Raw genomic sequence first — 14,495 nt, 5'->3', positions numbered from 1 at the left:
AAACAAATAATGAGCCAGTACATGTTCAAACTAATAAACAAGATCACAGAGCGACTAGACTTACGCTCCATCGAAAGCATCCTGACACTGTTTATCGGCAGTTGCTTGCTGGTTTTATCCGGGTTAACGGGCTTTATGCTTTGGTATAACTCAGCCAGTACCTTAGCGATTTGCACCGTATTAGTATTATTAATTTGCCCGTTTGCGCTGTTATGTTGGTATATAAGGCGTGCTTTGCTTAACCCTTATTACCGTTTTTCAGCAGTCCTAGAAGCGATTAGAAATGAAGACTATTCGTTGCGAGCCAACCCTAAATTTAATCAAGGCGCGGTAAAATTATTAGCTGATGAAATCACTAGCATGTCGGCAGACTTACAAAGCAGAAAGTCGCAATATGACCAACAAGCGGTGCTAGTACTTAGGCTCATTGAGCAGCTTGCTACTCCTATTGTAGTTTTAAATAAAGAGCATAAATTACACCATGCCAATGAAGCTTTTTCTAATTGGCGCAAGCAACCGTGGCAGACTCTCAGGCATACAAACGCCGATGATTTGGGCTTCACGTTAGCCGCAAATAAATGGCAATTAAGTGATGAGTCCCTTATTGCAAAATGGCAGTTACGTCATAGCCAATTCACCATGCAAGAGCAAAGCTATGAATTGTTGGTACTAACTAATATTGAGCAGGTGGTGTATCACACAGAGCAATTAGCTTGGCAGAAAATGACCCGCGTATTGAGCCATGAAATCAATAATTCGTTGTCACCCATTAAGTCGTTAGCGCAAACATTACAAGATATGCTTAAAGGCAATGATGACTTTGCTAAATTAGACCCTGCTTTACAAGTTATTGTTGAGCGCAGTGACGGCTTAATGCAATTTGTAAATCGCTATGCGAATTTAAGCAAACAATTCGATGTTCATATTGTGCAATGCGAGCTAGGACCGTTATTTCAGTCGGTGGGTAATTTGTTTGATTATCCTATTAAGGTTAAATGCGATGCGCTTTTTGTATTTGCAGATAAAGTATTGCTTGAACAAGTCTTGGTTAATTTAGTGAAAAACGCCATTGAAGCGAGTAAATCGCAACAACTTATTGAGTTAAATGCTTATGAGCAAGGCAAACAAATTGTGATTGAAGTAAAAGATTCGGGGTCGGGCATTCAAAATACCGATAATTTGTTTGTGCCGTTTTACACCACCAAAGCGCAAGGTAAAGGGATAGGACTTAATTTGTGTAGAAACATGATAGAGCAACAAGGTGCAAAACTAACGCTAAGCAACCGCGAAGATAAAACAGGCGCAATTGCTCAGTGTTGGTTTGACATATAGATACTAACGGATACCAAAAAGATTATCGTCAGAAAAGACTTTCAATAGCTTCACTGGAGCACTTAAACCATCAATCATATTGCCTTTGACAGCTGCATCGAGCAAATCCCGTAAAACGTGATATTTACTGTCATGTTCCTCATCAAGGTTGATCATATTCATGGTCCAGCGAGAAAAAGTACGACTGTTGGCGGGTTCAAGATAAAGTACCTTGGCTTGCATATGCCGATCGTCATTTTCAATTTTTCTATACAAGTCTTGAATAATGGGTAAGTCACCTTCTAAAACTTGTAAAAACCAGCCGCCGTTATAAAACAGACTGCCCGTTACACTAAGATTGATATTATTTTCTCGCGCTACTTTTAAAAGTTTTAAAAAGTCTACGCTGTCGAGTTGTCGGCTTGCTTTGCTGAGATAGATGAGTTGATGGAGTGACATAAATAATCCCGTATTTGAAAGCTATTTTTATTTATAGATTCTAACTGTTTAAAAGGCAAAACAAGTAAGCAAATAAAGTGATAAAAAAGATGTGAAAACTTAATCGATCTTTTTTATACGCTGTGACGTAAAAAATGCCATGTAGAGTTTTTAGGTCTTATTTATGCAATTACCCGTTTTTCCGCTTCCTGTATTTTTGCTTCCTGAAGGAGTAACACGCCTTCGTATTTTCGAGCCGAGATATAAAAAACTGGTATCCATTGCAACCAAAGAGCAAGGCTTTGCACTCACCATTTACAAGCCAGATGCAGAGTTTGAAGTATCTGAATGGGCGGCTTGGGTTGATATAGTCGATTTCTTTGAAGAAAAGGGCATGCTGCATATTGATGTTAAAGCAAAATCGCTCGTAAAGCTCAGTGACGTTTATTTCGACGAAGTCAATTTACGCTTTGCAAAATGTGACCCTATCCCGCATTGGGAGCAAGTAAGTTCAAGTGAAAATCACATTGCGTTAGCCGATAAACTCGAAGAGATATTTTCCTTACACCCAGACATTCAAAATTTGTACCCGACGCCGCAGTTTGATAACCCAAACTGGGTCTGTGCGCGTTACTTAGAACTATTACCGCTCTCTATGGAGCAAAAAGAAGTGTTCGTTGATCAATACAGTTTTGATAAAGCACAAAATTTCTTGCACACCATAATGTTAGGTTAAGTTTGTAGGGTATCCTACAATTAACAAAACTAACCAATCTAAGTGATCCGAATCTGTTTTTAAACGTATGTAATACGAAATGCAATTAATGGGTTTAGTCATGGTGAGCACAGAAAATAGGAATCCCCATCCTTCGATGAGCACAACAAAACAGTCTCAAACTACGCCTTCTGAAGTAGATGGCAAAATGTTGTCATCTTGGTTAATCAGCGTGGCTCAAGAACGTGATAGACGTGCCTTTGCTAACTTATTCAAATGGTTTTCTCCAAAAATCATTGGTTTTGGGCGCAAACAATTCAATAACCCTGTAATGGCGAATGAGCTTTTACAAGAAACCATGACCAATGTGTGGCGTAAAGCACATCTCTACAACGTAGAAAAAGGTGCAGCGACAACTTGGATTTACACGGTCATGCGTAATATCAGTTTTGATATGCTGCGCAAGATTCAATCTAATCAAGAAGACACTATCAGTGAAGAGATTTGGCCTTTAGCGGAAGCACAAAATAGTGATGACCACATGTTTGCCGATCACTTAATGGACAAGCAACTAGCGCAATACCTTAACAAGTTGCCTGAAAATCAGAAGCAAGTTGTTCACGGTGTTTATTTTCAAGAGCTTTCTCAAGAGCAATTATCAAAGCAGCTTAACATTCCACTTGGTACTGTGAAATCACGTTTAAGACTCGCACTGACTAAACTCAAACAACACATAGGAGCAGACTATGATTAAGCACCACCCTAAATTAGAACTGCTCGAAAGCTATGTGGCTGGAGAATTACCTGCTTCAGTGAGCGTCATGATTGCTGCGCACTTAGAAATGTGTCCTAAATGTCAGCAACAAATCACAGAGTTGACAGCAAAAGCAGCCGACAACTGTTTCGGTAAAGATGCGTTTGCTTTTGATGAATCAGAAATACAGTTCGACTTTGATGCTTTTATTGATGACGTAACAGAAGATACCAGTATCGATGAATTTGTTGAACCTGAACCTCAAGAAGTGAAAGTAGCAGATACGCCATATTGCTTACCTCAGGTTCTATGTAACTTAGAGCGTTCTAACTGGATGAACTTAGGTAAATTGTCACGTTCACGCATCGAGCTGGAAGACGGCGATTTACGTATGAGTTTGTTACACATAGACGCTGAAGGTTCTGTACCTAACCATACACACAACGGCTTTGAAATCACCTTGTTAGTTGATGGCAGTTTTGAAGATGAAATGGGCACTTACAACCGTGGTGATTTCATATGGCTTGATGGCAAAAATACCCACACGCCTTTTACTAAAGAAGGGTGTTTGTGCTTAACTGTATCTAGTGACTCGCTTCACTTTACTCAAGGACTTAGCAAATTGCTTAACCCAATAGGTAAGTTTATTTACTAGGAGACAGCTATGAATGAGTTTAACCCTGAATTTTCTTCGCCAATAAAAATTGGTATTAGCGCTTGTCTAACGGGCGATCAGGTCCGTTTTGACAAGAGCCATAAAAAATCTGATTTCTGTATGAATCAGTTAGGCAAACATGTTGAATATGAAAAGTTCTGTCCTGAAGTGGCGGTCGGTTTGCCTATTCCAAGACCAACTATTAGACAAATCAAATATGATGATGTGATTGCGGTTTCGCGACCAGATGGCTCAATGGATGTCACAGAGAAAATGACCGAATTTGGTCAAAAAGTGGCTTCACGAATCGAGCAGTTGAGTGGTTTTGTGTTTATGAAAGGCAGCCCTAGCTGCGGTATGGAACGTGTAAAAGTTTATTACGAGCATGGTAAAGGCTGTGAGCACAATGGTGTCGGCTTGTTCGCTAAGCAAATTCTAGACGCACACCCAAACTTACCTTGTGAGGAAAATGGCCGCTTAAACGATGCCGTGTTACGTGAAAATTTTGTTATGCGCGTATTCACTTACAAAAAATGGCAAGAGCTGGTGGCGTCGGGTTTAACCAAACACAAATTGATTGAGTTCCATAGCCAAAATAAATATTTGGTGATGAGCCATAACCTCGAAATGTACCGCAAAATCGGCAACATGCTAGGGCAATCGAAAGCGCCTTTAGAAGAGCTTGCCGAGCAATACATTTCGATGTTGATGTCTGCATTGAAAAAGCCAGCCTCACGTCGTAACCATACGAATACTTTGCAGCACTTACAGGGTTACTTCAAAAAAGTACTCGATAAAACAAAGAAAGAAGAGTTAACCGATCAAGTCATGGCATATCGTCAAGGCTTAGTACCACTTCTTGTACCTTTGACTTTGATTAATCATTATTTACGAGATTACCCGAACGAGTATCTGTTAAAGCAAGCGTACTTAAATCCATACCCTGCAGATTTAAAACTAAGGTATAGCCTATAATGAGTGCCCTTTATTGGATAAGGAAAGACTTTAGACTCGACGACAACCCCGCATTAATTCAAGCCCTATTGCAAGGATGCAAACAGGCAATTTTCATTTCTACACCTCACACTTGGCAGCGGCATAACGTAGCACCTATTCAGGTCGATTTTATGGCACGCCACTTGGCATGGTTTGAACAACAGCTTAACGCCCAAGGTGTTGAGCTGACTGTGATAAACGGCAGTGATTTTAATAGTCAAATCGAACAGTTGTTGAATTTTTGCTCTGAGCATCAAATCACGCGAGTGTTCGCAAATAGCCAGTTAGAGATAGACGAAGTTGACAGAGATAAGCAAGTGGCAGCATGTATTGAGCTTAACCTATTCGAAGCCGATGTGATGTTGCCAAAAGGCTCTGTGCGCAATAAGCAGGGCGAAATGTTCAAGGTCTACACGCCGTTCAAAAAGGCCTGGCTACAAGCAGTTAAGCAAAGTGGGTTTGTTCAGAGCTACTTAGGTAACAAGGCGGCGGTTGATGTTGATTTCGATGAGCATAAATTTAGCTTTGATTACCCAAAAGTTGACTCGTCGAAATGGCCGTTGGCAGATACAGCGCTAAGACAAGTATTACCGCGCTTTTTAGCTGAAAAGCATGATGACTATGAGCTATACAGAGACAGACCTGATTTAAAAGCAACCAGTGGTTTATCGCCTTACCTAGCCATCGGTGCTATTAGTCCAAAACGAGTTTTCATTGAGCTGATTAATCACATGCCAAATGTGCTTGAAGATATGAAAGCGCCACAATTTAGCTGGTTGAATGAGTTGATCTGGCGAGAGTTTTATCGTCATCTTTTAGATGCGTTCCCAAACTTAAGTAAAAACAAAGATTTTCAAGAGAAGTTCCACGGCTTCACTTGGCCAGATCATCAAGCAAAATTTGAGCTTTGGTGTAAAGCCCAAACTGGATTTCCAATTGTTGATGCTGCAATGAAACAGCTTCAACAAACCGGTTGGATGCACAATCGTTTACGTATGATAGTCGCCAGCTTTTTAACAAAGCATTTGCTGGTGGATTGGCGCAAAGGTGAAGCGTTTTTTATGCAGCATCTTATCGATGGTGATTTGGCCGCTAATAATGGTGGTTGGCAATGGGCTGCGGGTACAGGGTGTGATGCACAGCCGTATTTTAGGATCTTTAACCCACTCACACAGAGTGAGAAGTTTGATCCCAGCGGAGATTTTATCCGTAAGTATCTACCAGAATTAGAAAATGTGCCGACCAAACATATTCACGCACCGCAAGCTTACTTGGCTGCAACAGGTCAATGTGATGTGTATCCCGATGCTATCGTTGATTTAAAAGAAGCAAGAAATCAGGCACTAGAATATTACAAGAGTGAGTTATCTTAAGTATGACGAATAATGCCTTGATATCAGATTTTTTGAAGCTGTATAACCAATTAGACAAGTCGAACCTTGAACTACTCGGAGAAGTGTACGGTGACAATATTGTTTTTGAAGATCCGCTTCACAGAATAGAAGGTTTGCCTGCACTTACTGACTATTTTGCTAACATGTATGAAAACCTGAACCAAGGGCAATTCGATATTCACACCTCATTTGAGCAAGACAACAAAGCCAGTGTGTATTGGGTGATGACTTTTTCACATAAAAAAATAAAACAAGGACAGCCACTTAAGGTGAACGGTAATACTTACCTTGAATTCGAAAATGGCAAAGTTGTGTACCACCGCGATTATTTTGATGCCGGTGAAATGATCTATCAGCACCTGCCAGTGTTTGGCACTGTGATTAACTTAATCAAGCGCAGGACTGCAGCATGACTACCCAATCTAATGTAGTCGTCATCACAGGTGCCTCTTCAGGCATTGGCGAGGCTTTAGCGCTTGAATATGCACAGCAAGGGTTCGCGGTATATGCATGTGGAAGGAATCAAGCAAAATTAGATGCATTAAGTGAGAAATCAGCAAACATCACACCTTGTATTTTTGATTTAAATGACAAAAACGCACTTAAAAGTGCCTTACCAAAAGACTTAGCAATTGACCATTTAATTCTCAATGCAGGCACTTGTGAGTACATAGATAATCCTAAGCAGTTCGATGGCGCATTATTTGAAAGAGTCATTCAAACCAATTTAATTGCCGTAGGTTATTGCTTAGAAGCTTGGTTAAAGCAAATGAAGTTTGGTGGTCAGGTTGGTTTGATGAGTTCAAGTGCCGCCTATGTGCCACTGACGCGCGCTGAAGCCTATGGCGCATCAAAAGCGGGTATTACATATTTGGCTAAAACGCTCAGTGTAGACTTAGAGCCACAAGAGATTGGAATTAGTGTTATTCACCCAGGATTTGTAAAAACACCGCTTACAGACAAAAATGACTTCGATATGCCGGGCATTATTGAAGCCGATGATGCGGCTAAAGCCATCTTCAAAGGCATGAGCAAAAGTACATTCGATATTCATTTTCCTAAAGGCTTTACGTGGACGCTTAAAGTCTTATCTCTTTTACCCTTTAGACTCTGGCGTCCGCTCGCTAAAAGGATGATAAAAACATGAAGAAAGTTGCCATCATAGGTAGTGGTATTTCTGGTTTAACCTGCGCTTACTTGTTATCAAAAAAATACGATATCAAGTTATTTGAAAAGAACGATTATATTGGTGGTCACACGGCCACCGTTGATGTTGAGGTCGATGGTAAAGAGTACGCTATTGATACCGGTTTTATTGTTTGTAATAACAAAACCTATCCAAACTTTTTAAAACTGCTTAGTCAAATTGGCGTTGACTATAAAGACACTGAAATGAGTTTTAGTGTCCATAACGTTCAATCGGGATTAGAGTACAATGGCAATAATTTAAGTTCGTTATTTGCGCAGCGCCGCAACATTTTAAACCCCAAATTTTGGGGGCTAATTAGAGAAATTCTGCGTTTTAACAAGGCGTGTAAGGCGTTACATTCTCAACAAATTGCCCCTCATTTAACACTGGGCGATTTTTTAGACGAACAGCATTTTTCAGAGTATTTCAGCCAGCACTATATTTTGCCAATGGGCGCTGCTATTTGGTCAACCAGCTTGCAAGAAATGCGCGATTTCGAACTGCGCTTTTTTGTGCAGTTTTTCTATAACCACGGTTTGTTAAACATCAGCGACCGCCCGCAATGGCATGTGATTAAAGGCGGCTCTCGTGAATATGTGAAGCCGTTAACACGTGAGTTTGCAGACAAGATTTGTCTCAATAGTGATATTTGCTCTGTTGCGCGTAACGACGATCATGTTGTGGTAAAGCTTGCCGATGGCAGTAAAGAGCTCTTCGATGAAGTGGTATTTGCATGCCATTCAGATCAAGCTCTTGCATTGTTGGCAGATGCGAACGAACAAGAGCAGAAAGTACTTGGTGCTATACCTTATAGTGAAAACCAGGTGGTGTTGCATACCGATACCAATATGTTGCCAAAGCGTCCACTAGCTTGGGCTAGCTGGAACTACCGCTTAGACAATACCAATATGCGCCCAGCTGCGGTGACCTACAATATGAATATATTGCAAGGTCTACAAAGTGACACCACCTTCTGTGTGACATTGAATCAAACGGCCATCATAGATAAATCTAAAATATTAAGAGAATTCACCTATCACCATCCGGTGTTTAACAAGCAAAGTATGGCTGCGCAACAGCGTCGCTCTGATATCTGCGGTAAAAATCGTACCCACTTCTGTGGCGCATATTGGTATAACGGCTTTCACGAAGATGGCGTGCGTTCAGCACTAGACGTATGTAAACGATTCGAGTGTGAGCTGTAGTTATGAATAGCGCGATTTATCAGGGCCAAGTTAGACACAGACGTTTTAGTCCGAAAAATCATGAGTTTAACTACACTATGACGCAACTCGCGCTAGACTTAGATGAAGTTGAAGAATTAGCAGCAACTCATTCAGTATTTAGTTTGAAAAAATTTGCGCCTATGAGTTTTTTTCAAGCTGATTATGTAAAAAATGAACCGGGTAATTTAAAACAACGTATAGCAAGTAAAGTTTCCCAACTGGGTGGGAAATGGGATGGCGAAAAAGTCACGCTAATGGGCCAATGCCGATGTTTCGGCTTTTATTTTAGTCCAGCAAACTTTTATTTTTGTTATCAAAATGACGGTGAATGTCGCTATATGCTGGTTGAGGTAAGCAATACACCTTGGCTTGAGCGTCATTACTATTTGGTTGATTTACAAGGCGATATGAAAACCAAAAAAGATTTTCATGTGTCGCCTTTTATGGACTTAGACATGCAATACCATTGGCGGGTAAAGCCCCCAGCAGAGCAAGTTTTGGTTCATATTGAAAATCATAAAGACCATAAGCAATTTGATGCCACGCTTGCGATGAAAAAGCGTGAAATAACTAAAAGCAGTTTGTTCAAAGCGTGGCTGTCGGCGCCGCTAATGCCAATTAAAGTAGTCGCTGGCATTTATTGGCAAGCTGCTAAATTGTTTGCCAAACGTATCCCGTTTATTGCGCACCCTGAGACTAGAGGTTAATAATGGAACAGTCATCTACCAATGTCACCGCAACAACGAATCTAGAACAACTTTCTTGGTTTGAAAATAAATGTCGTAACCTAGTTATATCTTTGCTCGACAAGTTAGAAAAAGCCAGTTTAGAAATAGAAGAAGCAGGGCAAATAACTCGTTTGGGTAATGTGGACGCTAAGCTATGCGGCAAGATCATCGTGCAAGATGCGTCTATGTATGTCGACTTCGTTAAAGGGGGCAGCATTGCAGCGGCAGAAGCCTACATCGCGAAAAAATGGACGACACCAAACTTAACCGAAGTTATCCAAGTATTTGCCCGTTGCCAAGAGCAACTAGATGAAATAGAGAAGCAGGGCGCGTGGTTTACCCAACTGAAAAATAAGATTTTTCATCGTAAAAATGCCAATACTCAAAGTGGCTCAAAAAGTAATATCTTGGCGCATTACGACCTTGGCAATGAGCTATACACTCGGTTCTTAGATAGCACTATGATGTACTCAAGTGCTATTTATAGCGACACGGCAACCGAGCTGCATGAAGCGCAACTCAACAAACTTAAAACCATTTGCGACAAGCTCGATTTAAAGCCGACCGACCATTTAATTGAAATTGGCACTGGTTGGGGCGGTTTGGCAATATTTGCTGCCGAAAACTATGGTTGTCAGGTGACTACAACGACAATTTCAGATGCACAATACGAATTTGCTGTAGAGAAAGTAAAAGCCAAGGGGCTTGAAGATAAGATCACTTTGCTTAAAAAAGATTACCGCTTACTCGAAGGTAAATACGATAAGCTAGTTTCAATTGAAATGATTGAGGCCGTTGGTCATGAATTTATGGCGGAATTTTTCGCTAAGTGTAATAGCCTGCTTAAAGATGACGGCTTAATGCTTATTCAAGCCATTACCATTTTAGATTCGCGTTACGACCATTACCGTACTAACGTTGACTTTATTCAGCGCTATATATTCCCTGGTGGTTGCTTGCCATCTATTGCAGTTATGAGCAAACACGTTGCCGAGCAAACCAATATGATGCTCGATAATATTCAAGATATCGGTTTGCACTACGCAAGAACACTGGCAGATTGGCGTAAAGGCTTTGATGCAAATTGGCAAGCGCTTACTGAGTTTGGCTTCGACGAGCAGTTTAAACGATTATGGCATTTCTATTTGGCGTACTGTGAAGGTGCATTTTTAGAGCGTGTGATAAGCACACATCACTTAGTGCTTCGTAAGCCTAATTATCGAAACGATACCGATGAACAAATTTGCCGTTATTAATTTCTTCCTATTCCAGCTTGTATGGTTTACCTGTGCTTTGTTAACCGAATATGCAAGCTGGCTTTTATTGCCTTTAATTGCACTGCACTTCGCAGTATTTAAGGATCGATCCCGAGATTTCAAGCTGTTGCCTATTGCCTCCATCGGCATAGCGTTTGATTTTTTGATGTTTAAGTTGGGTATTTTAACTTTCAATGAAGTCTTCTTTCCGGCTTGGCTATGTTTGCTTTGGTTGATGTTTGTGCTTAGCCTCAATTATTCTTTTGAGTGGATGAACAAACTCAATGTGTTTATAAACGCTTTAATTGGTGGCATTTTTGGCCCGCTAAGTTATTTTGCTGCGGTTAAATTTGGTGCGTTGGGTATGGGCGTTGCGCAGACACAATTCTTATTTATTTATGCCCTTGGTTGGGCGTTAATCATGCCACTGCTGATCTTTTTAAATAACAGACCGTATTACAAGTTAAACTAAATCAACAGGAACACGTCATGCGTGTGATTTCTTTAATTTGTTTTTTATTTTCTTTTAGCGGCTTTGCCTCACCAGTACAAGACCTCACAAAGTACGGTGAGGGTCAAATGTCTGTGATGTTTTGGGATCTGTATAAAGCAGAATTGTTCGGACAAACACCCAGCTATCAAGCCGACACCTCTCCAATCGCGCTGAAAATCACTTACCTCAGAGACATAGACAAAGAAGACTTGATAGAAGCCACGTTAGATCAATGGATTCACATTGGTTATGAAAATGAAGCTATTCCAGACTGGGCAACGCAACTTGAGCAGATCTGGCCCGATATCAAAGAAGGTAGCCAACTGACGATTCGTGTTCACCGCGATGGTGCGTCAGATTTTTATGATGCAACGAGCAAAATAGGCAGTATGACAGATCCGCAATTTGGCAAAGCATTTTTAGCGATTTGGCTTAGTGAAAAAACCTCGGAGCCGAAACTGCGTACGCAACTTATTGGAGAGACAAAATGATCAGAGTGCTAACACTCATCTTAGGATTCATGTTTATAGTTGGATGTTCAAGCAACCATATTGATGATTACGCTGACAAAACACCTGTGCTTAAATTAGAGGAGTTTTTTCAGGGCGAGCTAAAAGCTCATGGTGTGGTGCTCGACAGAAGTGGTGCATTTCAGCGTAGTTTTACCGTTAAGTTAATCGGCACTTGGCAGCAAGAAAACGGTCAGCTAAAAGGTAAATTAGATGAGTGGTTTGTTTATGATGATGGTGAAAAAGACACGCGTACTTGGCTGATAACAAAAATCGCAGACGGTGAATATACGGGCACTGCAAATGATGTAATTGGTCAAGCAAATGGTCAGGCTCGTGGTAATGCTTTGTACTGGCGTTACGACCTAGAAATTCAATATAAAGGCAGTCCTTTGGTTGTTACCCTCGACGATTGGATGTATTTAGTCGATGAAAACCGCTTAATTAACCGTACAGAGATTATTAAGTTTGGTTTTAAAGTGGGTGAAGTGTTGTTGAGTATTGAGAAGGTGTAAGCCACCTTCTCAAGGTTTCTGCTCGTTTAGATTAACTCTTTCGCTTCTCAAACGAACTAGAAATAACCAATAATGAAGTTATGATTATAGTAAGGTCATGAAGCGGTAATGCGATTAGAGGACCGAGCTTAATTGCCAAAAGAGCAAATAGTATACAAGGGAGCACAGTTGCTAAGAATTGATGTTTGTAGAACCGATGGCCGACTAAACTGAAATACAAAGCTGCTAGAACAGTTCCAACAAGCGCCGATATACAGTAAGTTAAACCATTTTGTACTGTAAGAGTCACTTCTTGATTGTAGACGTCCAGTCCGAAGACAAGCATGGCTGCAGTCAAACCAATTGCTAGGTAATGCATTAATAATTCTTTATTCATTGTTTTCCTTATCTTTTCTGTCCTATCCTATAGATACCCCACTAATGACCACTCAGTATGTTGGTTATTTTTGTTGTTCTGATAGTTGCTTTAGTCTCTCAGCTTCTTCTTTTATCATAGCTTGCAACTCTGGCATATTCTCCTGAACACGTGCAGCGCCAATTTGTGCACCTTGAGCCATAAGCTGTGGCATTTTCTCTATGGTTTTTTTACCTGTTGGTGTCTCGTAAAAAGCCGTTAATTCCCTTAACTCTTTAGCTGTAAACGCCTGCGAATAAATATATATGAACTCGAATTCTAAACTTTCCCAACTCATATGTTTTTGGAAAAACTTCATCATTACTGATTTGAAAGGAGCCAGAGTTGGTTGTTGCTGAATTTGTATGTCTACCATATTAGACATAGAGTCATTCATGACTTTGTCCATATCCATGACTTTCATTAGTTTTGCAGCTTCAACTTCCGCCTCTGAGTTTGCGAATGAAGTGAATGAACAAGACAGTAAAACTGCAAGCAATGTTATTTTTATAATTTTCATTTGGATGTCCTTAAAGTATTTTTCGCAAAGGTTGACCTTCACCCCGATAAAGGCTAACGGGTGTCAGTTGTATTGCATCATTGTCTTTGCTCAGTTTATAGTAGTTTTCGGTACATTGAAATGAAAATGAATTTCCTTCTCTTAATGTTAGGCGTCGTTTAGGCTCATCATTTATCTGCGCAAATACCTGCTTATTTTCTTGTGAAATAGTCATGACGCGCTGATCAGTGAATTGATACTTTCCAATTAAGTCTTCAGCGAAGCCTTTATTAATATCAGTGATTGGCGCAGGTGATAATTTTAATTGTTTCGCAATCATATCTAGCACTAATGGACCAGGGTGCTTAGCATCATTATTGCTAAATGCCACTGCATAGAGGTCATTCTCTGGCAGGTAAATAGACCAAGTCATAAATCCTGGGATCCAGCCTTCGTGGTTAACGGTCACTTTTCCGCTAATGGGGTAGTTGTAGAGGCCAAATCCGTAAGGCGAAGTTTCTCCATTACTTAAAACAGTTGGAGTTATCATTTTTTGATAACTATGTTTAGAGATAATTTTTCCATTCATGAGCCCTTGATGCCAACGACTCATATCTTCAAGGGTCGATGTAATTGCACCTGAGGCATGAATCCAACTTCTGTCTACTTTGATAGGTGACTCATTGTGGCTTGTATAGCCTGTCGTACCAGTGCTACCTTCACCTTGCTTAGTAACATATGAGTGATTCATTTTTAAGGGTTCAAAAATATGTGCTTTTAAATAGTCGGCATAAGGCAAGCCAGATACAACTTCTATGATTTTGCCGAGCAATACATACCCTGTATTGGAGTAGTTAAACACCTCGCCCGATCCAGCTATCATAGACTGTTTTGTGATCTCTTTGATGATGGCATCAAGACTTTTCTCCTTATGCCATATATTTCTGATCCTCGGGTCATTGTTATAGTTTGGCAAACCCGAAGTATGGCTAAGCACACGTTCAATGGTGACTTTTGCATAGTCTTTTGGCAGGCCTTCAATGAAATCTCCAAGTGTATTCGACAATTTTAATTTATCGCGTTCAGCAAGCTGTAAAATAGCTGCAGCTGTAAATTGTTTTGATACTGATCCGATTTGAAAAACGTCATCAAGTTTGAGTTGCTGTTTGTTTTGTATATTTGCAAGACCAGCTACACCGCTGTAAATCACTTTTTCAGATTGCTCTAACCTGACAGCTATTCCTGGCGCTGAGTTTGAAGTATGGCATGCGAGTATTTCATCAAAAGGAGATTGTATTGCGTAAGAATGTGGAGCGAATAAAGATGATACTAATAAAGCAGTCCTAAGCATGTGTGTTCCTGAAATGATGTTTATTTAAAATTAGCTTGTGTTTTAAGTGTTATTATTAGACTAAATAAAAAT

18 protein-coding genes are annotated in these 14,495 nt (G+C 40.3%); 14 read left to right on the top strand and 4 right to left on the bottom strand.

What is annotated here, in order from left to right:
- The first annotated feature begins 21 nt into the window (after nt 1–21).
- Nucleotides 22–1,332: a sensor histidine kinase gene (locus ACXAC4_RS22280; protein ID WP_475165595.1), complete on the top strand. Its 1,311-nt coding sequence runs from the start codon at nt 22–24 to the stop codon at nt 1,330–1,332.
- A gap of 3 nt (nt 1,333–1,335) precedes the next feature.
- Here the strand turns inward: ACXAC4_RS22280 and ACXAC4_RS22275 are convergent, their stop codons facing one another.
- The gene (locus tag ACXAC4_RS22275; protein ID WP_475165593.1) at nt 1,336–1,770 is read right to left on the bottom strand and encodes a BLUF domain-containing protein; all 435 of its coding nucleotides are present in this window, start codon (nt 1,768–1,770) and stop codon (nt 1,336–1,338) included.
- Between the two features lie 163 nt (nt 1,771–1,933).
- On the opposite strand from ACXAC4_RS22275, the gene ACXAC4_RS22270 reads away from it, so the two are divergent.
- The 13 genes from ACXAC4_RS22270 (at nt 1,934) to ACXAC4_RS22210 (ending at nt 12,179) form a co-directional block, all read left to right on the top strand.
- A complete protein-coding gene (locus ACXAC4_RS22270) occupies nt 1,934–2,485 on the top strand; it encodes an LON peptidase substrate-binding domain-containing protein (RefSeq protein ID WP_475165590.1) in 552 nt (183 codons plus the stop codon).
- 136 nt (nt 2,486–2,621) lie between these two features.
- Nucleotides 2,622–3,218: a sigma-70 family RNA polymerase sigma factor gene (locus ACXAC4_RS22265; protein ID WP_475165588.1), complete on the top strand. Its 597-nt coding sequence runs from the start codon at nt 2,622–2,624 to the stop codon at nt 3,216–3,218.
- Nucleotides 3,211–3,873 (top strand): ChrR family anti-sigma-E factor, encoded by a 663-nt coding sequence (locus ACXAC4_RS22260; protein WP_475165586.1) that lies wholly within the window; start codon nt 3,211–3,213, stop codon nt 3,871–3,873. The genes ACXAC4_RS22265 and ACXAC4_RS22260 overlap by 8 nt, the downstream gene beginning before the upstream one ends.
- 9 nt (nt 3,874–3,882) lie before the next feature.
- A complete protein-coding gene (locus ACXAC4_RS22255) occupies nt 3,883–4,848 on the top strand; it encodes a YbgA family protein (protein WP_475165583.1) in 966 nt (321 codons plus the stop codon).
- A complete protein-coding gene (phrB, locus tag ACXAC4_RS22250; RefSeq protein ID WP_475165581.1) occupies nt 4,848–6,242 on the top strand; it encodes a deoxyribodipyrimidine photo-lyase in 1,395 nt (464 codons plus the stop codon). The genes ACXAC4_RS22255 and phrB overlap by 1 nt, the downstream gene beginning before the upstream one ends.
- 2 nt (nt 6,243–6,244) lie before the next feature.
- Nucleotides 6,245–6,676, top strand: coding sequence for a nuclear transport factor 2 family protein (locus ACXAC4_RS22245; RefSeq protein ID WP_475165578.1), 432 nt, complete (start codon nt 6,245–6,247; stop codon nt 6,674–6,676).
- Nucleotides 6,673–7,410: an SDR family NAD(P)-dependent oxidoreductase gene (locus ACXAC4_RS22240; protein ID WP_475165575.1), complete on the top strand. Its 738-nt coding sequence runs from the start codon at nt 6,673–6,675 to the stop codon at nt 7,408–7,410. Before ACXAC4_RS22245 ends, ACXAC4_RS22240 begins: the two co-directional genes overlap by 4 nt.
- Entirely contained in the window at nt 7,407–8,657 is a 1,251-nt protein-coding gene (locus ACXAC4_RS22235) for an NAD(P)/FAD-dependent oxidoreductase (protein WP_475165572.1), read from the top strand. Before ACXAC4_RS22240 ends, ACXAC4_RS22235 begins: the two co-directional genes overlap by 4 nt.
- Nucleotides 8,658–8,659: 2 nt before the next feature.
- A complete protein-coding gene (locus ACXAC4_RS22230) occupies nt 8,660–9,385 on the top strand; it encodes a DUF1365 domain-containing protein (RefSeq protein ID WP_475165571.1) in 726 nt (241 codons plus the stop codon).
- 2 nt (nt 9,386–9,387) lie between these two features.
- On the top strand, nt 9,388–10,662 hold the full coding sequence (locus ACXAC4_RS22225; protein WP_475165570.1) for a class I SAM-dependent methyltransferase: 1,275 nt from the start codon (nt 9,388–9,390) through the stop codon (nt 10,660–10,662).
- Entirely contained in the window at nt 10,640–11,134 is a 495-nt protein-coding gene (locus ACXAC4_RS22220) for a DUF2878 domain-containing protein (protein ID WP_475165566.1), read from the top strand. The genes ACXAC4_RS22225 and ACXAC4_RS22220 overlap by 23 nt, the downstream gene beginning before the upstream one ends.
- A gap of 17 nt (nt 11,135–11,151) precedes the next feature.
- Entirely contained in the window at nt 11,152–11,646 is a 495-nt protein-coding gene (locus tag ACXAC4_RS22215; RefSeq protein ID WP_475165563.1) for a chalcone isomerase family protein, read from the top strand.
- The gene (locus tag ACXAC4_RS22210) at nt 11,643–12,179 is read left to right on the top strand and encodes a DUF3833 domain-containing protein (protein ID WP_475165560.1); all 537 of its coding nucleotides are present in this window, start codon (nt 11,643–11,645) and stop codon (nt 12,177–12,179) included. The genes ACXAC4_RS22215 and ACXAC4_RS22210 overlap by 4 nt, the downstream gene beginning before the upstream one ends.
- A 31-nt stretch (nt 12,180–12,210) precedes the next feature.
- Here ACXAC4_RS22210 and ACXAC4_RS22205 read toward each other — a convergent pair whose 3' ends face one another.
- The 3 genes from ACXAC4_RS22205 to ACXAC4_RS22195 all read right to left on the bottom strand — a co-directional run bounded on the left by ACXAC4_RS22205 (nt 12,211) and on the right by ACXAC4_RS22195 (nt 14,423).
- Entirely contained in the window at nt 12,211–12,555 is a 345-nt protein-coding gene (locus ACXAC4_RS22205; RefSeq protein WP_475165558.1) for a hypothetical protein, read from the bottom strand.
- A gap of 64 nt (nt 12,556–12,619) precedes the next feature.
- A complete protein-coding gene (locus tag ACXAC4_RS22200; RefSeq protein ID WP_475165554.1) occupies nt 12,620–13,093 on the bottom strand; it encodes a DUF2059 domain-containing protein in 474 nt (157 codons plus the stop codon).
- A gap of 10 nt (nt 13,094–13,103) precedes the next feature.
- Nucleotides 13,104–14,423: a serine hydrolase domain-containing protein gene (locus ACXAC4_RS22195; protein ID WP_475165551.1), complete on the bottom strand. Its 1,320-nt coding sequence runs from the start codon at nt 14,421–14,423 to the stop codon at nt 13,104–13,106.
- Nucleotides 14,424–14,495 lie beyond the last annotated feature (72 nt).

This window comes from Pseudoalteromonas sp. AWM4_233 (assembly GCF_056158285.1).
The sequence above is the reverse complement of the archived record's forward strand: the minus strand, read 5'-3'. Positions and strand labels throughout refer to the sequence as shown.